The 21,956-nt window shown below is 54.5% G+C and carries 16 protein-coding genes; 11 read left to right on the top strand and 5 right to left on the bottom strand.

The window, feature by feature from the left end:
• Window positions 1-19: 19 nt before the first annotated feature.
• Genes NST43_RS25730 through NST43_RS25720 form a run of 3 tightly spaced genes read right to left on the bottom strand, consistent with a single transcriptional unit; the run spans window position 20 to window position 1,746 of the window.
• Window positions 20-658: a hypothetical protein gene (locus NST43_RS25730; RefSeq protein ID WP_339220156.1), complete on the bottom strand. Its 639-nt coding sequence runs from the start codon at window positions 656-658 to the stop codon at window positions 20-22.
• Window positions 655-1,164 carry a flavodoxin family protein gene (locus NST43_RS25725; protein ID WP_339220155.1) on the bottom strand — a complete coding sequence of 170 codons (510 nt, stop codon included), beginning with the start codon at window positions 1,162-1,164 and terminating at the stop codon, window positions 655-657. Before NST43_RS25725 ends, NST43_RS25730 begins: the two co-directional genes overlap by 4 nt.
• A gap of 12 nt (window positions 1,165-1,176) precedes the next feature.
• Complete coding sequence (locus tag NST43_RS25720; RefSeq protein WP_339220154.1) at window positions 1,177-1,746, bottom strand: TetR/AcrR family transcriptional regulator; 570 nt, start codon at window positions 1,744-1,746, stop codon at window positions 1,177-1,179.
• Window positions 1,747-1,950: 204 nt separating this feature from the next.
• On the opposite strand from NST43_RS25720, the gene NST43_RS25715 reads away from it, so the two are divergent.
• On the top strand, window positions 1,951-2,961 hold the full coding sequence (locus NST43_RS25715) for a ketoacyl-ACP synthase III (RefSeq protein ID WP_339220153.1): 1,011 nt from the start codon (window positions 1,951-1,953) through the stop codon (window positions 2,959-2,961).
• A gap of 217 nt (window positions 2,962-3,178) precedes the next feature.
• On the opposite strand, the gene NST43_RS25710 is transcribed toward NST43_RS25715, so the two are convergent.
• Window positions 3,179-4,204 carry a LacI family DNA-binding transcriptional regulator gene (locus NST43_RS25710; protein ID WP_209993217.1) on the bottom strand — a complete coding sequence of 342 codons (1,026 nt, stop codon included), beginning with the start codon at window positions 4,202-4,204 and terminating at the stop codon, window positions 3,179-3,181.
• Between the two features lie 282 nt (window positions 4,205-4,486).
• Between NST43_RS25710 and NST43_RS25705 the strand changes: the two genes are divergently transcribed.
• Complete coding sequence (locus NST43_RS25705) at window positions 4,487-9,472, top strand: carbohydrate binding domain-containing protein (protein ID WP_339220152.1); 4,986 nt, start codon at window positions 4,487-4,489, stop codon at window positions 9,470-9,472.
• 309 nt (window positions 9,473-9,781) lie between these two features.
• On the opposite strand, the gene NST43_RS25700 is transcribed toward NST43_RS25705, so the two are convergent.
• The gene (locus NST43_RS25700; protein ID WP_209993215.1) at window positions 9,782-10,336 is read right to left on the bottom strand and encodes a GbsR/MarR family transcriptional regulator; all 555 of its coding nucleotides are present in this window, start codon (window positions 10,334-10,336) and stop codon (window positions 9,782-9,784) included.
• A gap of 254 nt (window positions 10,337-10,590) precedes the next feature.
• On the opposite strand from NST43_RS25700, the gene NST43_RS25695 reads away from it, so the two are divergent.
• The 9 genes from NST43_RS25695 to NST43_RS25655 all read left to right on the top strand — a co-directional run bounded on the left by NST43_RS25695 (window position 10,591) and on the right by NST43_RS25655 (window position 21,941).
• Entirely contained in the window at window positions 10,591-11,790 is a 1,200-nt protein-coding gene (locus NST43_RS25695; RefSeq protein WP_209993214.1) for a glycine betaine/L-proline ABC transporter ATP-binding protein, read from the top strand.
• Window positions 11,787-12,623: a proline/glycine betaine ABC transporter permease gene (locus tag NST43_RS25690; RefSeq protein ID WP_209993213.1), complete on the top strand. Its 837-nt coding sequence runs from the start codon at window positions 11,787-11,789 to the stop codon at window positions 12,621-12,623. Before NST43_RS25695 ends, NST43_RS25690 begins: the two co-directional genes overlap by 4 nt.
• A 14-nt stretch (window positions 12,624-12,637) precedes the next feature.
• On the top strand, window positions 12,638-13,522 hold the full coding sequence (locus NST43_RS25685) for a glycine betaine ABC transporter substrate-binding protein (protein ID WP_339220151.1): 885 nt from the start codon (window positions 12,638-12,640) through the stop codon (window positions 13,520-13,522).
• A gap of 246 nt (window positions 13,523-13,768) precedes the next feature.
• A complete protein-coding gene (locus NST43_RS25680; RefSeq protein ID WP_339220150.1) occupies window positions 13,769-14,383 on the top strand; it encodes a VTT domain-containing protein in 615 nt (204 codons plus the stop codon).
• A gap of 583 nt (window positions 14,384-14,966) precedes the next feature.
• Window positions 14,967-15,791 (top strand): sporulation protein YunB, encoded by an 825-nt coding sequence (gene yunB / locus NST43_RS25675; RefSeq protein ID WP_339225526.1) that lies wholly within the window; start codon window positions 14,967-14,969, stop codon window positions 15,789-15,791.
• 287 nt (window positions 15,792-16,078) lie between these two features.
• Window positions 16,079-17,674, top strand: a complete 1,596-nt coding sequence (locus NST43_RS25670) for a response regulator (RefSeq protein ID WP_339220149.1) — start codon at window positions 16,079-16,081, stop codon at window positions 17,672-17,674.
• A complete protein-coding gene (locus NST43_RS25665) occupies window positions 17,671-19,437 on the top strand; it encodes a sensor histidine kinase (RefSeq protein WP_339220147.1) in 1,767 nt (588 codons plus the stop codon). The genes NST43_RS25670 and NST43_RS25665 overlap by 4 nt, the downstream gene beginning before the upstream one ends.
• Window positions 19,438-19,564: 127 nt before the next feature.
• A complete protein-coding gene (locus NST43_RS25660; protein WP_339220146.1) occupies window positions 19,565-20,968 on the top strand; it encodes a sugar ABC transporter substrate-binding protein in 1,404 nt (467 codons plus the stop codon).
• 85 nt (window positions 20,969-21,053) lie between these two features.
• On the top strand, window positions 21,054-21,941 hold the full coding sequence (locus tag NST43_RS25655) for a sugar ABC transporter permease (RefSeq protein WP_209993206.1): 888 nt from the start codon (window positions 21,054-21,056) through the stop codon (window positions 21,939-21,941).
• Window positions 21,942-21,956: the final 15 nt, after the last annotated feature.

Here is a 21,956-nt window from a genome sequence, read left to right as displayed (position 1 = left end):
GTAAATATATATTAAATCATCACATCCTCCGCCGCAGGTCCTTCGGCTTCAGCCCGTTCTCCCTGGCGGTGCGGTGCCAGAAGGAACGGGTGGAATAGAATTTCCAGGCAAAGCGAGGAAAGTTCGGGCTGAAGAGCAGGGATTCCCCGGCGCTTCTGGACTGGATGCTCTCGGCCAGGCTATGCATGGCACGGCCCAGATTCTTCAGGGGCCCCCGGCCCAGAGGAACCTTATCCATGGAGCTGAGCATTTCCCCGGCGCCTTGGCCTATGGCTTGCCCGAAGTGAACACCGGCGCGCGCGCACCAATTCTTAAGGATTTCCACCACAATATGGTTCTGCTGTCCCTCGTAGAAGCCGTTGTTAATCAGCGCATAGACGTAAATCTCCCGTTCGCGCCCGGTCTTCAGATATCCTTCCCGGGTAACCAGCAGCTGGAGTAAGTGTGACGGAATTCCGTCATAATACAGCGGGAAGGCCAGAACGAGCACATCCATGCCGCATAGCTCGCTGTATTGCCCGGGGGCGAGCGGTCTTTTATTCGGCGTATAGGCGTGCAGTTCGTTCCCGTCCGCAATCAGCGGCTCGAGCATGGACAGCAGTATGCCCGAGTTGCTGCCGTTTGGCTTGGGGCTGCCGTTAATCAGCGCAATGTTCATTGGAGGGCCTCGTTAATGTGCTGCGGGCTGGTATGGAAATAGACGTTGTTCTCTGACGAATACAGATTCAGGCCGTTTGCCGCGACCAGCATTCGGGCCGTATGCTGCTCAGCCTCCGTAAGGTCACTGCCATAGAAATGTACGGATAATGTGAACTGGTGCTTGTAGCGGGGCCGGTGATGTGTCTCCCCGTGTGTGGTGACAAAATAGGGCAGCATGTAGGAGAGACTCCGGTTCAGCACATTCAGCACAAAGGGGCTATAGCTGCCGTACATACATTTACTGATGATCATGAGCTCATCGCTGCGGGAGAACAGCTCCCCCAGATTGTCGTAGCCATCTCTCTTAATGACGCATGTCCCGGGAGTCCGGGTCCAGCAGCCGAAGCAGCCCATGCATGAACGGATCGCACCGTTATCCGAGATAATTGTTAAATCCTCTTGCGCCGTATCCCCCAGCCAGCCCGCGAATTCTTGCTCCTGCAGATCGTGGATGATCGTTCTCAAGACTTCATCTCCCTAAAAGATAGATTTAAGCTCCAGCAGATCGCGCCAGTTGCCCGAATAACGCACTCCGTTATTGGTAAGCAAAGCCGTAATTCCATGCACCATGGCCCAGAGTGTAACTAAGTGCTTGGTGAATTCTGACTCAGGCAGCCCGCTGCTGCGGAACACTTCATAGACCGTTGTCCGGAATAGGGCAAATGGCGGATAGCTGTCAGAATCGTAGTTGTCCAGATCAATAACGATGCCTGAATGGTAGAACAGAAACTGGAAATACTGTGGATGCTCTATGAAAAAATCAATATAGGCCTGCCCCAGCAGGATAATCGTATCAGGGTTCTCCTCCTGTCCTTGAACGGAGGCATGCAGGGTGTCCATAAACTGGCTCGTGACATATTCCCCCATGGCGGCTACCAGTTCATCTATATTTTTGAAATGGCTGTAGGGGGCGGTATGGCTGACTGCACATTCGGCGGCTACTTTGCGCAGGGAAAAGCTATTCATGCCGTCCAAGTTAATCAGCTTGATGCCAGCTTCGATCAGCTGGTTGCGTAAATTGCCGTGGTGGTAAGGTTTATCTTTCAAGGTATGCATTCTTCCTTTCATACTTGCCTGTCATCTTAACATTGTAAAGATTGTAGCATGTGTTTGTGATCTTTACAATGTTAAGATATGATTGCCGCCGGGCGATTCCGGGTATACATTTTGCAAAATAGTCAGAAGCAGGTTATAATTAGTACCAAGTACTAATATCAGATACTAATAAAATCATAAGCTGAGGTGGATCTATTGACAGGTGCAAAAATAACAGCGATCGGATCTTACGTGCCGGCCCGCAGACTTACAAATCAGGACCTGGAGCAGATGGTGGATACCAACGATGAGTGGATTGTGCAGCGGACGGGTATCCGGGAGCGCAGAATCAGCCGCGAGGATGAATATACCAGCGATCTGTGTGCAGCTGCCGTCCGGGATATGATGAAGCGTTATGGCAAAAGTGTGCAGGATGTCGATATGGTGCTTGTGGCGACCAGCACGCCAGACTTCTCTTTTCCATCTGTGGCCTCGATTGTACAAAATACCCTGGGCATTCCGCTGACGGCGGGAGCGATAGATCTGAGCACCGCCTGTGCCGGATTCGTATATGCTTTGCATACGGCTCATGCGCTGGTGTCCTCGGGACTGCATCATAAGGTACTGGTCATCGGTGCCGATACGCTGTCCAAAATAACGGATTATACGGACCGCAGTACCTGTATTCTGTTTGGGGATGGAGCAGGGGCTGTACTGGTGGAGAGCGGCGGGGCGCAGGACGACTTCATGGGGTTCAATCTCGGCAGTGACGGAAGCGGAGCGCAGCATGTCTATCGCACAGGGCTGGCGGAGAAGGTGAACGGAGTGGAGCTCTCCGGGACAGGGCTGCTGGTGCAAAATGGCCGGGAAGTATTCAAGTGGGCGGTCCGTACGGTTCCGCAGGGAGTACAGCAGGTGCTGAAGAACGCCGGAGCAGAGCTTGCGGAAGTAGACTGGTTCATCCCGCACAGCGCCAATCTGCGGATGATTGAACCCATCTGTGAACGGCTGAACTATCCTCTGGAGCAGGCATTGTACAGTCTTGAAGCCTTCGGTAATACCTCGGCAGCCAGTATTCCGCTTGCGCTGGATCTGGGCATCCGCGAAGGGAAGGTGCGCAGCGGCCAGCAGGTGTTGCTGTACGGTTTCGGTGCGGGTCTTACCCATGCGGGCCAACTGGTCAGACTGTCGCTGGACCCTCAGGTAGCCGAGCCTGCTCCGCTGTAATGCGGACAGGATAGGGAAGCAAGTACAGGCCAATGTGGGGGCCAAGCCGAAAAATGGTCCCCAAAACCAGAAAAACGGTGCCTTGAAGCAGCCCGTTAAATGAGCGATTATAGTATCGAAAGCGTTATCGGCTGGGTGCGGAATGCAGCCAAGCGAAGTTCTGAGCTGGAGGGGAGGGGGTGCAGGACAGATCCGGGAGAAGCAGGAGTTCAATGGTTCAACGGTTCAGGTGCGTTAGCCCGCTGCCGCAGGATTCACGGACGATCAGCGCCGGTTCAACGACAAACGAGCCGCCTTCAGACTGGTTGTTGATGAGATCGAACAGCATATGGGCGGCGAGCACACCCAGGCGTTCCTTGTTCTGGCGGATGGTAGTCAGTGTAGGGCTGGTATACTGGCAGGCCTCGATATCGTCACAGCCGATGATGGCCACATCCTCGGGAACACGCAGACCCTGCTCCTTCAAGGCGCGGATGGCACCGAGGGCGAGGAGATCGGAGGCGGCGAAGACCGCTTTTGGCAAATTTCCCGATGCAATTAACGAGTTCATCGCCTCATAACCGCTGGGCTCGAAGAAATCACCGCCATGCACGAACCACCCCGGATTCATGGCCAGGCCGAAGCCGGCAATGGCTCGGACATACCCTGCTTCGCGCCGGTTGGAGATATCCGAATCCGCTGTACTGCCTATGAAGCCAAGCTCCCGGTGCCCGAGCAGGTAGAAGTGCTCCACCACCTTGGAAGCAATCTGGTAATTGTCTGACATGACATAGCCGGATTTCTTGCCGGTCAGCTCCAGGTCAACGCCGATGCAGGGAATATGGCTCCGGTCGAGCTCCTGTATGGCGGGTTCCATCTTTTCTCCGGAGATAATAACACAGCCATCCACATGGAAATGCAGGCAACGTGAGTAGTAATCGCCGCTGTTAATGAACTTCTCATTCGAGAAGAAAATCAGATCATACCCCAGCACCCCCATCTGCTTCTTGAACGAATTCAGCACCTCTACAAAAAAAGGATGGGTAAATTCCACATTCAGCTCACCGGCAAAAATAACCCCGATCAGATTCGATTTCTTGGTGGCCAGCGTCTTGGCGGAGCTTGAAGGGGTATATCCGGTTTGTTCGATGATTTCGAGCACTCTTCGTTTCGTTTTTTCGGAAACATCGCTGTAATTGTTCATGATTTTGGACACAGTCGATACAGAGACCCCGGCCATTTCGGCAATTTTTTTGATATTCATTTGCATGACTATGCTCACCCCCGCTGAATAGTTATAACAGGGCCAAAAGACGGGTATGCCAGGGTTTCTCAAGGCTACTGACCGTTCACTTGGACACTCTCTGCTGTCAAACAGCAGTCCTTTCTAGAGTCTATTCAACTTGCCGAAACAAGTCAAAGGTTAATTGCATTCAGAGGAATGGCACGGAGAAAATCGAAACCGATTTCGGTCCGGGGCTTGAGGGCAGCGGGGCGATGGAAATGCGGTAAGAGGAGACTTTAATCCTGAGGAGGCATATACGGAATGAAAAGGAATATATCAGCGCTGTTAGCAGCCGCAGTAATCGTTACCGGACTTTTATCGCCGCTGGGCAGCGGCGGGGCTGAGGCGAAGTCTGTTCAGAGCAGACTGACAGCGCCTGCGGAGACAACGGCCGCCTTGCAGGGCGGAAGCTTGGGGACTAGTGATTTGAAAGCGTTTACCGATGTAAAAGAGGGCAGTTGGGCGGCTCAAGCAGTGCAGCGATGGAGCCGCAGCGGGGTGATCTCCGGCTACGGAGACGGCAGCTTCCGGCCGGAGCAGCAGGTAACCCGGGCAGAATTCACGGCAATCGTCAACCGGATATTCGGCTATAAGGATATGGCGGCTGTGCTTCCGGCGGATATCCCGGCGGCGGCCTGGTACAAGGACGATATTGCCAAAGCGGTAGCAGTGGGGTATCTGAGTACAGACGCAAATCAGCGTATCGAACCTGCGGCTCCGCTGAAGCGCGGGGAGGCAGCTGTGGCGTTGCAGCGGATATTGAGGCTGGAGACTGAACGTCAAGCCAAGGGCATGTATAGCGACCTGGCGGGAGCTGACAGTGCAGTAAGCGCTGCGGCGGATGCTTTTACAGCAGCCGGTTATATGCAGGGCTATCCCGGAGGCTTATTCAAGCCGGACGGGGGGATTACCCGTGCTGAGCTGGCGAAGCTGGCAGATACACTGGTGCCGGAGCTCCGCTCCGCAGCCGGGGAAGTGAAGCTGGGCAAGGTGAAGGGCAATGTGGTGCTGAGCCATGGGGATATTACACTGAGGGACAGTATCATTGATGGAAATCTCTATCTTACCGAGGGAATCGGGGAAGGAGTAATCCGGCTTCAGGGGGTGCAGGTTACCGGCACAACCTATATTCGCGGCGGCGGGGGGCAGGGCATAAGCCTTACGGACAGCAGTCCTGGGGCTGTTCAGGTAGCGAAGCCGAAGGGCAGCGTCCGCATCGTTGCCAGCGGGACGACAACTGCCGGAACAGTACACCTTGATTCCGGTGTTATCCTTGAAGAAGGTACGCTTACCGGGGAGGGATTCGGTAATGTTGTCCTCCCGGCAGGGGAGCAGATTGTCACTCTTATTGGTAACTATGGGGTGGTATCCACCGCTGATGCGGCGGGAGGCAACCTCATGCTGAGCTTGTCAGGCAAGCTATCCAAGCTGATCTGGGGCGTTCCCGGCAAGCTGATGCTGATGAATCAAGCGCAGGTGGCTGAGCTGCTCCTTACAGCCGGGGCCCGGGGTACTACGATTACGGGCAGCGGCAGCTTCGGCACCGTGCTGAATCAGGCGGAGGCTGTGACGGCCGGGGGCATCGTGCTCAAGCCGGGCAGCCACAGCAATCTGAATCTGGCCTCGCCGCAGGCCAGCCAGCCGCCTGTTGCTGCTGGGGGAGGAGAGATTGCGACGGCTACACCGGCTGTCACGGCGACGCCGGAGCCAGTAGTTACGCCGGAGCCGACGCCAACGCCGACCAGTGTTCCGTGGAGTCTGGTGTGGAATGATGAATTCGATGACAATGTTATCGATCCTGCGAAGTGGACCTATGATCTCGGCGATGGCACCGCTGTCGGGAATCCCGGCTGGGGCAATAATGAGCTGGAGTATTACACCAATGACGCGAAGAATGTGAAGGAGCAGGACGGCAAGTTAATCATTACCGCGCGCAAGGAGGCAATGGGCGGCAAGCCGTACACTTCCACCAGAATCAAGACCAATGGCTTGTACAGCAAGGTGTACGGCAAATTCGAAATCCGGGCGAAAGCGCCAACAGGCAAGGGGCTCTGGCCGGCGATCTGGATGCTGCCGGAGAATTATGTGTACGGCAATTGGGCGGCCTCCGGGGAGCTGGATATTATGGAAGGCTGGGGCAGCCGCCCGAATGTGGTTGCCGGAACGATCCATTATGGTTCCCAGTGGCCGGATAATGTCTATTCCGGCAAGGAATATGTGTTGCCGGGCGGTTCCACTATTGAAGAATTCCACACCTACTCCATTGAGTGGGAGCCGGGAGAGATCCGCTGGTATGTGGATGGGGTGCTGTTCTCCACCAAGAATGACTGGTACAGCAAAAGTAGCGGACAGCCCGCTATCAATGCGTATCCGGCACCGTTCAACCAGAAGTTCCACCTGCTGATGAATCTGGCAGTCGGCGGCAACTTTGACGGTAACCCTACGGAAGAAACGGTATTTCCGAGTTCCATGGAGATTGACTATGTCAGAATCTATGAGCTGACCGGACGCGAATACCGGCAGCCGGTTCCGGTTGAGCTGGAGAAAGAGCCTTATCTTGAGGGGGCGAAGCCGCCGCTGGCAGATGGGAACTTCATTTATAACAGCGGGTTCACGCAGCAGGTGGAGGGAGATCCGGGGATGGGCATCCCGAATACAGCCCACTGGATACTCTACAAGGATGAAGGCGCGGATGCGGCTCTGTCTCTGGAGCAGGCAGGCGGCGTGAATCTCCTCAAGGTAAACATTTTGAAGCCGGGCGGTAACTCTTATTCGATTCAGCCGCAGGCCATTGTCTCGCTGGCAAAGGGCAGATATTACAAGCTAAGCTTCGACGCCAGAACGGATACGGCGAGGGAGTTCACAGCCCGGCTGACCGGCGGCGCACCGCTGGGCTTCCCGTCCTATTCCCCGGCGTTCAAGGCGGTGCTGACCCCGCAGCTTCAGCATTACGAGACGATGTTCCAGATGAAGGAGAACTCGGACAATGCCGCGCGGATTGAGTTCAATCTGGGGACCAATGCTTCCCCAGTATGGCTTGGCAATGCACGGCTTGAAGAAATCGGCAGTATCCCCTTCGAGCATGACAGCGCCAAGGCGCCGCTCGGCAATGGCAATCACCTCTACAACGGCAGCTTCGATCTGGGCGAACCGGACCGGATGAGCTATTGGCATATCGATGCTTCAGGAGATGCGGAGGTTAATCCGCAGGTTGACACTGAAGGCCGCCTGAAGCTGGACATTACAGGCGCTGACACCGGCGGCAGCGAGGTTACGCTGCAACAGAAGGGGATCTTCCTGGTGCAAGGCCAGGATTACAAGCTGACCTTCGAGGCAGACAGCTCCTCCGCAAGGACAGCAATTGCCACACTGCGCGGCCATGACGGCGTAGTCTATGCTTCCCAGCCGGTTCAGTTGAGTGCGGGCCATCAGCAGGCTGAAGCGGTGTTCAAGAATCTCGCGGGAGCTACGGATCATCTCGGACAATTCATCCTGCGCCTGACCGGGGGCACTGGAACAGTGCTGCTGGATCAATTCATGCTGGTACGCACCAGCTCCTATTATGATCCTGATCTGACCTATTACCCGCTCTTGAACGGGGATTTCAGCTTCGGGCTTACGAGCTGGGAGCGGCTGCTTACAGAAGACGGCGGCCAGAGCACTGCGGCTGCGGTGGATGGAGCAGCCAAATTCAGCATTACGAACACCGGCAATCAGGCGTATTCGGTGATGCTTTTCCAGAATAACCTGAAGGCAGCGGCGGGCCTCGATTATGTGGTTGAATTCGATGCCAGCGCCAGCGTGGCCCGGCAGATCAATGTGAAGGCAGAGAATGCGAGCTATTCCCCTTCCATCGATAAGACGGTGGAGCTGACACCGGAGAAGAAGCATTACCGGTTCGAATTCCGGCAGGGGGCGAATGATACGCTGTCACTGAAATTCTTGCTCGGCAAGGTGGGCGGGGTGAGTGTTCCGCAGAGTCATGACATCATCATCGACAATGTCAGATTCGAGATCAAGGACGCCCCGGCGAAGCCGCAGGAGCTGCTAGCAGATTCCACAGCCAACCGGGTATCACAGCCGATTGAGCTGACCTTCATCCAGAAAGCAGAGTGGTCCGGCAGCATTAAGTCCGTTAAAGTGAACGGCGCCACGCTTGCGGCAGAGTTGTATCATGTAGGGCCGGGAGCAATCACAATTCAGCCTGCCGCCTTCCCGGCAGAGGGAAGCTATATCATTACCGTGGAAGCCGAAGGGTATGTCAACGCTAGTGTGGTGCAGACCTTACTGGCGAATGATAACAATCTGGTCGTTAACGGATCATTCACCGGCGGCAGCTCAGGCTGGTCCACCTGGTCCGGCGAAGGCGGAGCCTCGTCCTTCCAAGTGGTGGACGGAGCAGCGGAGGTGCTGATCACGGCGGCCGGGGCACAAGCCTGGCATACCCAGCTCTATCAGGACAAAATCCCGCTTGAAGCCGGCGCAACCTATGAGCTGAGCTTCAGAGCGAAATCTACCGTTCCCCGGCAGATAGTCGTGGAATACAGCGGAACCTCTGCCCAAGCGGCTCAGTCGAAGTTCGACATTACAGCCACATGGGCGACTTACAGCACACAGTTTAGTGTGACGAATGACAATCCGCTGAAGCTGAATTATCTGATTGGTGCGACACTGGGTGAAGATAAGACGGCGAACCATACGGCGCATACGATTTCTTTTGACGACATTGTGCTTAGGAAGGTAACGGACGTACCGGACACGGAGCCTGCCAGCGGCACACTGGATAACGGTACATTCGATGAACAGCCGGCTCTTAAGGGCTGGACCCAGTACTTCGAGGGCGCCGGAAATGCTGCAGTCCAGAATGGCGAGCTTGAGGTGTCGCTGGGCTTCACGGGATCTGCCAACTACGCCGCCCAGGTAGATTACAGGGATCTGAAGCTCACTCAGGGTAAAAGCTATACCTTGGCCTTCAGCGCCCGTTCGGATATCACCCGGCTGATTGAAGTAGCAGTCGAGCATTTCGGAGGGGAATATACGAAATATTTGCAGACAACCGCCGCTGCGCTGACTGGCGAAATGCAGCGCTTCAGCTACACCTTCACCATGAACGGCGGGACCGATGCAGGTGTTCATTTGGTCTTTCTGCTGGGGCTGAATCCCGGCAACAGCACAGAGACGAATGCGGCTATCGAGGCAGGCAATCATATCTACATCGATGACGTCAGTCTGGTGGAGAACTCGTAAGCTAACGGAAGACGGCGTGATTTGCCGGTAGTATAACTGCCGAAAGACAGCACATCAGCATGCGAAAATGGCCGCGGTCCTTGAATTCAAGGGGCGCGGCCGTTTTGATACTTGTATGGAAACTATAGTTTTCCTGGTAGAGCATCATATGGACCAAATGTATGCGAAAAACAGCATACAATGTGCTCAAACGCAGGCGATGGCCCGAATGCATGTGGAAAACAATATTACATTTGCCAGCGTGGAGGTAATCCCATTCATCCGTTAGGATGATTTTGTCCAGAATAGTTTGAACGCCTATAGCTGATATTATTCTTTAGGGATTAATTCAAAGATCTTGCCGGTTTCAAGTGACTCGATCAGCTTCAGCAGCCAGCGGTAATATTTGATGGCTTCCTCAATCTTGATCTCGTCGGTGTGGAGCAGGCGCGAGAGGTCCGGCTCGTCCGCATAATCGATTTGCATTTGCCGGATTTCGGCGAGCGATTTGTTAAGGGCGGTCATATTTCCTTCCACTGCTTTTCTCCATTTAATGGAGAAGTAGTCGCTGAAGTTCTGATGCCAGTCGGGCACCACCTCGAACAGATCCTTGCGGGTGCCCTTGCCCCAGACTTTGTCGATCATCTTCAAATCCAGCAGTGTACGCACTCCAGTACTCATTGAGGTCTTGCTCATGCCCATGTTACTGCTTAGTTCATCCAGTGTGACCGGGCCCTCCTTGAAGTACATGTAACCGTATAAATGCCCGATGGACAAGGTGATGCCGTATAAATCCATGTTTTTGCCGATAGAATCGATCACTCGTTCACGGGCCTTGCTGATTTTCTCTATTTGCTCGGGCAGAAGCCCCTCTAAATCGTTCATGATGTCCCTCCTGAGGAATAGGCTGACAGGCTAGAAACCTCTCCAGTGTATTGTAATCAAATCCTTGGCAAGAAGTAAAGAATTCATCAGTAACGGAATATGGCGTTAAACAGAGTATTCTATACGTAAAGTTTGTAAAGTTAAAACTGTACGCTAAATTTTAACCGAATATGCGCTTTGCTTCTCTTTTCGTAAGTCCGTTACACTAGGTCAGTAGCATTAACCCGAAAGTATAAGGGGAGAAGGAGGTCACCATGGCAATTATAGAGGTGAAACAGTTAACCAAAGTATTCGGTCATGATGCAGCACGGGCGCTTCCATTAATGGAACAAGGCTGGTCCAAAGAAAGAATCGCCAAGGAAGCCAAGCTGACGGTCGGAGTGAACAAAGCCGAATTCAGCATTGAAGAAGGAGAAATATTCGTCATTATGGGCTTGTCGGGCAGCGGTAAATCCACGCTCGTCCGTCTATTGAACCGGCTGATTGAGCCCACCGGGGGCCAGGTGCTGTTCAAGGGCAAGGATGTTGTCAAGATGAGCCCGGAGCAGCTAAGAGAATTCCGGCGCAAGAATATCGGCATGGTCTTTCAAAAGTTCGCGCTGTTCCCGCACCGCAGTGTGCTGGCCAACGCAGAATACGGACTGGAAGTTCAAGGGGTGGAGAAAAGTAAGAGAACCCGACTTGCAATGGAGGCTCTTGAGCTAGTGGGTCTAAAAGGCTGGGAGAATCACCGTCCGGATCAGCTTAGCGGGGGCATGCAGCAGCGTGTCGGCCTGGCGCGCGGTCTGGCCAATGATCCTGACATCCTGCTGATGGATGAAGCGTTCAGTGCGCTTGATCCGCTGATCCGCAAGGATATGCAGCAGGAGCTGCTGGAGCTGCAGTCCAGAGTGAAGAAGACGATTGTATTCATCACGCATGATCTGGATGAGGCGCTGCGGATCGGGGACCGTATTGCCCTGATGAAGGACGGGGTCATTGTCCAGATCGGATCGCCGGAAGAAATTCTTATCCAGCCTGCGAACAAATATGTGGAGCGCTTCGTGGAGGATGTGGATCTGTCCAAAGTCCTGACCGCTTCTCATGTGATGCGCAAGCCGGAGATGATCCGCCCGGAACGCGGACCCCGGGTTGCCCTGCAGCTTATGCGGGACAGCGGCGTATCCAGCCTGTATGTGGCGGATAACGAGATGCGGCTGCAAGGTCTGCTGACTGCGGATAATGCCTCACAGGCGTTGAAGGAGAACCGCAGCATACTCGATGTGATGCTGCGTGATATTCCACGTGTTCAGCCGGATACCCTGTTGAATGATCTGTTCGAGCTGATGTCGGAGACACATCTGCCCGTTGCTGTAGTAGGGGAAGGCGAGAAGCTGAAGGGCATTGTTATCAAAGGGGCTGTGCTGTCTGCTCTGGCCGGTAACGCGGTTCCTGAAGGAGGATTAGGTTCATGAATATACCCAAGATACCGCTCGGAAAGGGCGTAGAATGGATCGAAGATTGGCTCACGACCTACTTCGGCCCTATATTTGATTTCATTCATGCTGTAATCGGGGGAATGGTGAGCGGGATTGATGCGGCGCTGAATTTCCTGCCAGCCATTGTGTTGACCCTTCTTATCGCTGCTCTGGCCTACTGGATTGGCAAATGGCGGATGGCGCTGTTTGCGGTGCTCGGGCTTTTGCTGATAGATAATCTGGGGTTATGGGGCCCGTCGATGCAGTCGCTGGCCCTTGTGCTGACAGCTTCCTTATTGGCTGTAGTTATCGGGGTTCCGCTGGGAGTATTCTGTGCGCAGAGCCGGACCTTCCAGAATATCGCCACCCCTATCTTAGACTTCATGCAGACGATGCCGGCGTTCGTCTATCTGCTTCCGGCCGTCTCCTTCTTCTCGCTGGGGGTTGTTCCCGGCGTCATTGCTTCTATTATATTTGCGATTCCGCCAACGATCCGCTTAACTAACCTGGGTATTCGTCAGGTGTCGCCGGAGCTTGTGGAAGCTGCGGATGCCTTCGGTTCAACCGCAAGCCAGAAGCTGTTCAAGCTGCAGCTGCCGATCGCACTGCCGACCATTATGGCCGGTATTAATCAGACGATCATGCTGTCACTGTCTATGGTCGTTATCTCGTCCATGATCGGAGCCCAGGGGGTCGGAGCCTATGTATACCGTGCGGTATCGCAGGCCAAGACCGGCGCGGGCTTCGAGGCGGGGATCGCCATTGTTATTATTGCCATACTGCTGGACCGTCTGACCCAGAAGCTGTTCAAATCCAAACCACAAGGATAGGAGTGTATAATAATATGAAAAGAAATCAATCGATAAAGCGTAGACCGCTAATTTTGCTGATGCTGCTCATGGCAGTAGTCCTGGTAGCTGGTTGTTCGTCCAATAATAATAGTACGGTGAAGCTGGCTTATGTGGCCTGGGATTCCGAGATCGCCAGTACAAACGTAGTCAAGGAAGTGCTGGAGACGAAGCTCGGCATGAAGGTGGAGATGCTGCAGGTCGATGCCGGACCGATGTGGGCAGGGATTGCTGACGGAAGCGCAGACGCGATGGTAGCCGCCTGGCTGCCAAGCACCCATGCCTCTTATGTGGAGAAATACGGCAAGGACATTGAGGATGCCGGTGTGAATCTGGATGGAACGAAGACCGGGCTTGCCGTTCCCGCTTATATGGAGATTAACTCCATTGAGGATCTGAACAATGCGGAGGTTGCGGCAACGCTGGATAAGCGGATTATCGGAATTGAGCCGGGAGCCGGAATTATGACGGCTACGGAAAAAGCGCTCGAAGCCTACGGCTTGAGCGATTATACGCTGCTGGAAAGCTCGTCGGCGGCGATGGCGCAGGAGCTGCAGAAGGCTTTTGACAAGAATGAACCGATTGTAGTCACCGGCTGGACTCCGCACTGGATGTTCGCCAACATGGACCTCAAGTACCTGGACGATCCGAAGAATGTCTACGGCGGTGCCGAGCAGATTCATACCATGGTCCGCAAAGGCCTGAAGGAAGATATGCCTGATGTACACAAGTTCCTGAGCCAATTCAAGTGGACCGCAGAGGATATGGAGCAGGTTATGGTCAAGATTCAAGGCGGACAATCGCCTGAAGAAGCGGCCAAGGACTGGGTAGAGAGCAATGAAGCGAAGGTTAATGAGTGGATGGCCGGCGTTTCTGCTTAAGTGAAATCTGGAGGTTCAGTGATCTGGCGGCGGGAACCGATGTGTGCTATGATGAGAGAAAATAAGCAACAATTCTGTAACTTGTACCGCTAACCACTGTCCTTTTCCTATTCCTGTTTTAAGCGGCTCTTCAAGTAGAATATATCAATTTATTGTCAATAAACACCCCGCGAGGGGTGTTTTTCTTCAACGTTAATGAGCGGTTCCTTTACATGCTGCAAGGAGTCAGGAAAGGAAGAGCGCTCCATGACCGAGATGATTAATGCCTGGATTGACTGGCTGCTGCAGAGTCTTGGACTTAGCGGACCGTCCATTGTATTCGCTACACTTCCGCTCGCCGTGCTGCAAAGCTTGTTCGGATTTTTCCCCCTGGCGATTCTGATTGTGCTCCATGTCTCTGTATTCGAAGTGATCGGCGGGATGGCTGTCAGCTGGCTGGCCTGCAACCTGGGCGCGGTAGTCGTTTATTTTCTCTTCCGGCGCTATCTCTTCGACTGGTTCGACCGCAAATGGGGCTACAAGCTCAAGAAGTATGAGAAATGGCAGACCTATCTGGATCGCTACGGCATCTGGACGCTGGTGCTGCTGCGTACGATTCCGATTGTGCCCAGCAATATCATCAATCTGATGTCAGCCGTGTCTCCGATGAAGCCGGCAGCTTTTGTCTGGGGGACGGTGCTCGGCAATCTGTCTTTTATCTGGCTGTTCGGTACGCTCAGCTCCTCGCTCATTGTCCCGCGTGAGGACTGGAACGGTTTTCTGTTGTGGTACGGCGTATTTATGCTGATTCTGCTTGCTATCTTTGTCCGGCTGCATTGGGGGCATCTTCAGGAGGATAAGCGCAAGCGGGCGGGGCATTAGGTTCTTCACTTCCAGGCTAACCCCACTTTTGTGGGGTTATTTTGCGTGTGCGCCGAATAGCCTATTAGTACAGGGAGCGGCTTGACCGCAGGAATGTCGGGAGGGACTGCAGGGCATGGGCAGAATCAGAAAATGGGGGAAACGAGGCGCAGGCGTACCGCTCTTCGGGCGTCTGCGTCTGCCGGACTTCAGCGGAAGCGGCCTGAGGGGGCCGGTCGGGCGCCGCCAGGCCTTCAAGGCCAAACCGTCCAGAGCGGGAATCCGGCCGCCGGGCGCGGGTCCGGGAGCAAGGTTCGAAGCGAAGCCGTCAAGACCCGGCGCGGGTCTGCCTGGCCGGAGCTGGGGGCGGAGCGGGGGCTTCGTGGCGAAGCCCTCCAGGTCCGGCGTCCGGCTGGACGGGGATGTAGCGGATTACGGGACAGTGAAGCCGTCCGGGAGGGCAGCGGGCGCTCCGGGCCAGCGGGCCTGGCGTAAGGCCGGGCGCGGTGGCGGTGGCTTCCGCCTGTTCGGCAGCAGGGACGGGCAGCGGCAGGAAGCTGCCCGGGGCAAGGGGCAGAAGCCGCGCAGAAGGGGCAGATTCTGGATCGTTCTGAGCCTGCTGCTGCTTATGGCGGTGCTGCAGGGGCTGCGTTATGTGGAGCAGCATCTGAAGCCGCCGATTCTCCATCTGGCACAGATCCGGGTGAAGCAGATCGCCACGGAATCGATTAACAAGGCGATTACGTCCCAGGTGGCGGACGGCGGGAATGCCGAGGCGCTGATTGACTGGAAGACGGACAAGAACGGCAAAATCTCCGGCTTCATGCTCAACTACAAGGAGCATATGCGGATTACCTCGCAGGCCGCCGAAGTCATCCAGTCCACGCTCCAGGAGCTGCATAACCGGACGGAATATATTCCGCTCGGGCAGGCGCTCGGCAGTCCGCTGATTGCCTCCTATGGGCCGGATATTCCGATCAAGGTGGAGCCTCAGGGGGCAGTGAAGGTCGAGCTGAACACACGGCAGCAGAATGCGGGAATCAATATGATTCTCGTTGAAGTCTTCATTCATATTGTTACCGAGGTAGCCGTTGTCATTCCATTTGATATGGAGCCGCAGGTGGTGGATACAGAGATCCCCGTCTCCTACCTGATGGTAGTCGGTGACGTTCCGATGTACTACTATGACAATCAGGGCAAGCCCGTCGGCGAGAACGGCAGTAGTGCGCCGGGCATCGCCATTCCGGCCCCTTCGCTGAGTACCGAGAAGAGCAGCCCCGGCGTGGACAGTACACCAGCAGGCGGTAACAGCAGCTCCAACTCCAGCGGATCAGACGGACATGCGGGCAGCGGGGAAAGCCCCGCGCCTGCCGCAGGCGGTAATAATGCCCCGGATGTGAGCGGGAATGCCGGGGAAGGGTCGGAGTAAGGGGAATAGGTCGGGAATAAGGAGCAGAGAAACATAGAAATAGAAAATAGGGAAAGGGCTCCGGCAGTCATTAGATGGCTGAATGGGAGTCCTTTTTATTGTAGGTACGGGTTGATATGGGCTTATGCGGATACAGTGCGGAATTAGTTGGCAGGCTGGCGGAGCATCTAATTCAAATCCACCTTTCCAATATGAATCCACTAGGAATGAACCGGAATGGCTTCTATAATAAGGGCAACACTGCGGCTGTTATGAACTGCAAACCATTGCCGGGGAGGCTGAGCATAGTGAGAATATTGATCGTAGATGATGAGCCCAGGCATCTTAGAGGGATGGTTAATCTGATCGGGCGCCTTCGGCCGGAGGATCAGGTGGAAGTGGCGAAGGATGGCTTGTCGGCCATGGAAGCGGTGAAGGCTCACCACCCGGATGCCATATTGACGGATATCCGCATGCCTGGCATGGACGGGCTTGAATTTCTGGAACGGCTTAAGCTAGAGGATATTAAAACCAGGGTTGTCATGGTATCCGCTTACAATCTATTCGAGTATGCGCAGAAGGCGGTTCGCCATGGCGCTTATGATTACCTGCTGAAGCCGGTGGAGATTGAGAAAATAGCAGAGGTCTTAAGGCGGATCGACCTTCTGCTGACAGCGGAACAGAGGCAGCGCCGTGAAGAGGAAGAGATGCAGCACCGGCTTAAGCTCGCTTCTTCCGCCTACCTGAACCGGCTCATGCTGTCCTGGCTGAACGGCAGTGCGTCCGTGGCCGAGCTGGCGGAGCTGAACGGTTATGGTTGGCTGCGGGAGAGCGGTGTCGCTGTGTATTCAGAGCTGAACTCCTGCCAGGACAGCGGGGAGAGGCAGGACAGCGGCGTGTTTATCCGTGCTCTGGAGCAGGCCTGGAGCAGGTGGGGGGAAGCCATCACGATTCCCTTGAGCGGGATGACGGAGGTCGGCCCTCTTGCCGCCGTTACCTTGATTACCCTGGAAGGCCTTACCGGGGACAAGCGGGAAGAAGCCCGGTCCATCGCCCAGTCCTTGGCTGCGGATTGGGCGCATACCGGACAGCTCACCCACGGGATTGGCCCGGAATGCCGTTCTCTCCGGGAGGAAGCGCCGCGGTCCTATCTGGCGGCCAGAACGGCCAACAGTTACAACTTCTATGATTTCCGGCAGGGGCTGCTGTTCTCAGATGAGATTAGGTCTTCTTCCCTTGAGGCCGTTCCTGACTGGAGCAAGGTCTATGAGGCGTTGAAAATGGATGATGCTGCGCTGGTATTGGAAGCTTGTGTGGAAGCCCTCTGCCAGCTTGCGGACGGTGGACAGGCCAGCCCTATGCTGCTGAAGGAGCAGGCATCGCTGATGCTGCTGCAGATCCGTAATGAGCATCAGGACATTCTGGATAAGAGAGCGCAGCAGAAGCTGACCGGTACGGCTACGATGCTTATCCGCTCATGCCGCTCGTACCGGGAGCTGGTGGCCCATTTGGGGCAGGCACTCCGGGAAGCGCATTTGGCCTTAACCGTATCCCGGCAGGATCAGGGGGAGAGCATGATCGCTGAATGCCTAAGCTGGATACAGCAGCATAGGAAGGAGGAGCTTACACTGGAGCGGGCAGCCGATCATTTCCATTTTAACCCTTCCTATTTCAGTACACTGATTAAGAACAGGACGGGAAAAACGTTCTCTGAGCATGTGACGGCGGCCCGGATGAAGCGGGCTAAGGTGCTGCTCGCCGGGGAGCCGCTCCGAATATATGAGGTATCCCTGGAATGCGGATTTCAGGATACGAAATATTTTTGCCGCGTATTCAAGAAGTATTACGGCATGTCGCCCAAAGCCTATAAACACGCGCTCTCGCAAAGGAAACGTGAGGCATGAAGATCACCTTCCGTTACCGGCTGCTGGCCAGCTATATTCTGCTGATCGCCATTCCCCTGCTCGTTCTGGGGGCTTTGTTCTACCGGACCAGCCTGAAGATTATCACAGAGCAGGCGCAGAAGAATGTGTATGAGATTGTCAGGAAAAATAATGAAGTTATGGACACCAAGCTGCGGATCGTGGACCAGAACAGCATGTCCTTGTTTCTCGATAAGGATCTGTTCCGCATCTTCAACCAGCTGGACCCCGCGAATGAAGCGGAGCTGTTCGCAGCTGACCGGCAGGTGACGGCTGTGCTCAGCAAAACATTTTCCCAGAACCAGGATATCTTTGCCTATCAGCTATGGACCTCCTATTTCACCTTCGGACAACCCCTGCCTCAAGGAGAACCGACGCAATCGGATATATACCGTATGGCCCGGCAGGCGGGAGGGAAGCTGGTGTGGATACCGACTTATGAGTTCGCGTCCATGTTCAACCAGTCCTATCTGCAAGGCGGAAACCTGGAGTTCCGTTATCTCTTCTCGGCTACACGGCTGCTGGATTTCACCTATCTGAGCAATACGAAGCTTGCCAAAATGGATGCCGGAGTGGAACGCCCCGTACTTGCCATAAGCTTCAAATCTGAGGTGCTCAAATCCTTGTATGCAGACAGCATTCCGGGAAGCTCACGCTACATGGTACTTGATCCGCAGGATAAGGTGGTCGCCAGCAGTGAGCCGGGGAACGTTGCCCAGACTTATAAGGAAGCGTGGCTGGACGAGCTCCAGCGGGAGAAAAGCGGGGCGCGGAGAATGACGCTGAACGGCGAAGCCGTGATCGTCTGTTTCGACCGTTCGGAGGTGACCGGCTGGATGTCTGTCGTGTGGATACCGGAGGCAGGGCTGGTGAGCAGCCTGGTGCCAGTGATCCGGACTTCTATTACCGCCCTGGCCGTTGTGATGGGGATTGTGGCCCTGATCTTCGCTTATTTCATTGCGGGTAAAATCACTAAGCCCATCAAGCGTCTGCTCAGTGCGATGAGATCGGTGGGCGAAGGCGATTTCCAGACCCGCGTGGATGTGGTGAGCAATGACGAGTTCGGCATGCTGACGCAGCGCTTCAACCGGATGAATGACCGGATTCACCTGCTCGTGACAGAGAATTACGAGATCAAGCTGAAGGAGAAGGAGGCCGAGATACAGGCACTGAACATGCAGATGCATCCGCATTTCCTGTACAATACGCTGAATGTGATGAACTGGACGGCAATTGAGAATGATCAGCAGGAGCTTAGCAGGATGCTTGTCTGCCTGTCCAACATGCTGCATTATACCTCCAGGAAGACATGGGATGCCGTACCTTTGTCCGAAGAGATGAGCTGGATGAGTAATTACTTCTATATTATGTCGATCCGCTTCGAGGATAAGTTCACCGTGGAGTATGATATGGACCCGCGGCTTTTTGAATACGATGTGCCCAGACTTCTGTTCCAACCTTTTGTGGAGAATGCGATTCTTCACGGCTTCGATCAGACCGGCTCTGGCGGACTCATTGGAATCCGCGGCTGGATTAACGGCAGAACCCGGCATTACGAGGTGGCCGACAACGGCCGGGGCATGAGTGCGGAGACGGTACAGAGGATTCTGTATCAGAAATCTTCTTCCGTGGGCATTAAAAATACTATTGACCGCATTCAGATGACCTACGGCGGCGAGTACGGGATATCCATCTCCTCGACTCCGGGAACAGGCACGAAGGTAGTGATTGCGTTGCCGCTATAAGCCAATCCAGGTCCACCAATCCAAAGAGATTAGGGTTATGTAAGCGCTATCTTATATTTTATAATAAAGGCATCATAGACTGCAGCTATGAACCCGTTGAACTTAGAAATCGAGAGGGGCTTGGAATATGTCGCAACCCAGAAAATCAGTCTTCATCACATTGGCTCTGGTTCTGATGCTTGCCGCCGTGCTGTCTGCGTGCTCGAAGTCGGATACTGCAAGCCCTGACACTTCCGCATCTTCCGGAAATTCCGGATCGAAGGAGAATATTAAGCTGCGGATGACTGTCTGGGGATCACCGGAGGAAGTGGCTCCATATAAAAAAGCGATTCAGAATTTCGAGGCCAAGCATCCGAGCGTTAAGGTCGAGCTTCAGCATATTGCCGCTGATTATGATACCAAGCTGACGACTATGGTCGCCGGGAATGATGTTCCCGACATTGCCATGATGGAATCGGGCACGATTGCTTTTCCGATGGCGGAGCAGGGCAAATTCTATAATCTTCAGGAATTCCTGGATACGGATGCTGATATCAGTCCGGATACACTGGTGCCTAATATCACCTATTCGCTGGAGCCGGGCAATGTCATCGGCATCGGACCGGGACCGGAATCCTTCGGATTGTTCTACAATGAGGATATCTTCAAGGAGGCCGGTGTTGAACCACCTCCGTCGAATGTGGCGGATGCCTGGACCTGGGATGAATTTGTCGAGGTTGCCAAGAAGTTGACCGTGGACATGAACGGCAAAACAGCGGCCGACCCGGACTTTGATCCGGCAAAAATCAAGCAATATGGAGCAAATATCTCCACCTGGTGGGGGGTGTACAGCAACTTCATCTATTCCAACGGCGGGGATTTCATCTCGGCGGACGGCAAAACCTTCGGCCTTAATCAGCCGGAAGCGGTCGAAGCCCTTCAGAAAATATCCGATCTGATGAATGTGCATCATGTATCCCCTTCACCTGTACAGTCCAAGAACATTCCCGCAACGAATGTGGCTCTCCAGACCAAAAAGGTAGCGATGACAGTCGATGGACAATGGGCAAGCGCAGGACTCGCCCAATCGAAGTTCAACTTCAATGTCGGGGTGATGCCTGTAATGAAGGAGCCGGTCACCACGGTGGTCTGCGGCATGTTCTCCATCTTCAAATCTACCAAGCATCCCCAGGAAACCTGGGAGCTGCTGAAGGCGCTGCTTGACCCCGAAGCCTCCATTGATATGCTTACAGCCGGAACCTGGATGCCGTCTCCCAAGGACTGGTATACCGATCCTGCGCTGCTGGCCAAATGGACGGAGAATCTGGATGCCAGACCTTCCGGTTATAAAGAAGCTATCGTGGATGTGATTCTGACCAAAGGCCACCAGACGCCGACCGGATATGTGAAGAATTTCAACAATATTATGGATCTGGTCAATCCCGCCCTGGATAAGGTATGGCTCGGCCAGCAGACCGCCCAGGAAGCGATGGACTCGATCGCTGCAAAAGCTCAGGCTCAGATTAAGGGACGCCGTGATATTAAGGAATAACTAACTGCGAAACTAGCAGCAGGGAGCGGCGTCCGAATCCTCGTTCGCCGTTCTTTTTGCCGAAATTTCGAGATTGGAGGCCGGTATGCGAAAGGGAATGTTCTACGGGCTGCTGTTCACGGCCCCTGCCATCCTTGGGTTTGCCATCTTTACGCTGGGTCCCATGATCGCCAGCCTGGTGCTCAGCCTGACCGACTATAATGTGTTCAAGGAGCAGACTGCCTTTGCGGGTCTGGATAATTACATGCGGCTGTTCTCAGGCGAGGATGAGCTGTTCTATAAATCGCTGGGGATCACCTTCTATTTCGTCGTGCTGCGCGTTCCTGCGGTGATTCTCCTCTCCTTCGGGATTGCGCTGCTGCTGAATCTCAATGTGAAGGGAAGGGCCATCTTCCGTACCATCATCTACCTCCCGAGTATTGTTCCGGCGGTGGCCTCGGCTATGATCTGGATGTGGCTGCTCAACCCCGATCTGGGACTCATCAATTCGCTGCTGAGCCGTCTGCATCTGCCGACCAGCAACTGGCTGTACGGGGAAGGCAGCGTTATCCCCTCGGTCGTACTTACCACGCTATGGGGGATCGGCAGCACGGTGATTATTTTCCTCGCCGGACTCTCCGGTATCCCCCGGCAGTATTACGAAGCGATTGAGGTGGACGGGGGCGGCTGGTTCCGCAAGCTGAGCCATGTGACGATTCCGATGGTCACCCCCACGATCTTTTTCAATACAATCATGACCATTATCGGGTCCTTTCAGGTCTTCAACGAAGCTTACATTCTGACGCAGGGCGGACCGAATAACCAGAGTCTGTTCTATGTATTTTATTTATGGAGAACGGGCTTCCGGGATGCCGAAATGGGCTATGCGTCCGCGCTGGCCTGGATCTTGTTCGTCATTATTCTGTTCTTCACCTTCATCGTCTTCAGAACCTCGAAGTCATGGGTGTATTACGAAGGGGGGGACCGGACTTGAGGCCGTCAAAGCTTT

The sequence above is a fragment of the Paenibacillus sp. FSL H8-0332 genome, assembly GCF_037963835.1.
Lineage (GTDB): Bacteria > Bacillota > Bacilli > Paenibacillales > Paenibacillaceae > Paenibacillus_AQ > Paenibacillus_AQ rhizoplanae.
Note: the sequence above shows the minus strand (reverse complement) of the source record. Positions and strands in the feature narration are given on the sequence as shown.

What these genes read in the sequence shown, in the direction of transcription:
- NST43_RS25730 (WP_339220156.1), bottom strand. Translation starts at nt 658, where the DNA reads ATGAACATTGCGCTGATTAACGGCAGCCCCAAGCCAAACGGCAGCAAC.
- NST43_RS25710 (WP_209993217.1), bottom strand. Translation starts at nt 4,204, where the DNA reads ATGAATATCAAAAAAATTGCCGAAATGGCCGGGGTCTCTGTATCGACT.
- NST43_RS25705 (WP_339220152.1), top strand. Translation starts at nt 4,487, where the DNA reads ATGAAAAGGAATATATCAGCGCTGTTAGCAGCCGCAGTAATCGTTACC.
- NST43_RS25700 (WP_209993215.1), bottom strand. Translation starts at nt 10,336, where the DNA reads ATGAACGATTTAGAGGGGCTTCTGCCCGAGCAAATAGAGAAAATCAGC.
- NST43_RS25695 (WP_209993214.1), top strand. Translation starts at nt 10,591, where the DNA reads ATGGCAATTATAGAGGTGAAACAGTTAACCAAAGTATTCGGTCATGAT.
- NST43_RS25690 (WP_209993213.1), top strand. Translation starts at nt 11,787, where the DNA reads ATGAATATACCCAAGATACCGCTCGGAAAGGGCGTAGAATGGATCGAA.
- NST43_RS25685 (WP_339220151.1), top strand. Translation starts at nt 12,638, where the DNA reads ATGAAAAGAAATCAATCGATAAAGCGTAGACCGCTAATTTTGCTGATG.
- NST43_RS25680 (WP_339220150.1), top strand. Translation starts at nt 13,769, where the DNA reads ATGACCGAGATGATTAATGCCTGGATTGACTGGCTGCTGCAGAGTCTT.
- NST43_RS25665 (WP_339220147.1), top strand. Translation starts at nt 17,671, where the DNA reads ATGAAGATCACCTTCCGTTACCGGCTGCTGGCCAGCTATATTCTGCTG.
- NST43_RS25660 (WP_339220146.1), top strand. Translation starts at nt 19,565, where the DNA reads ATGTCGCAACCCAGAAAATCAGTCTTCATCACATTGGCTCTGGTTCTG.
- NST43_RS25655 (WP_209993206.1), top strand. Translation starts at nt 21,054, where the DNA reads ATGCGAAAGGGAATGTTCTACGGGCTGCTGTTCACGGCCCCTGCCATC.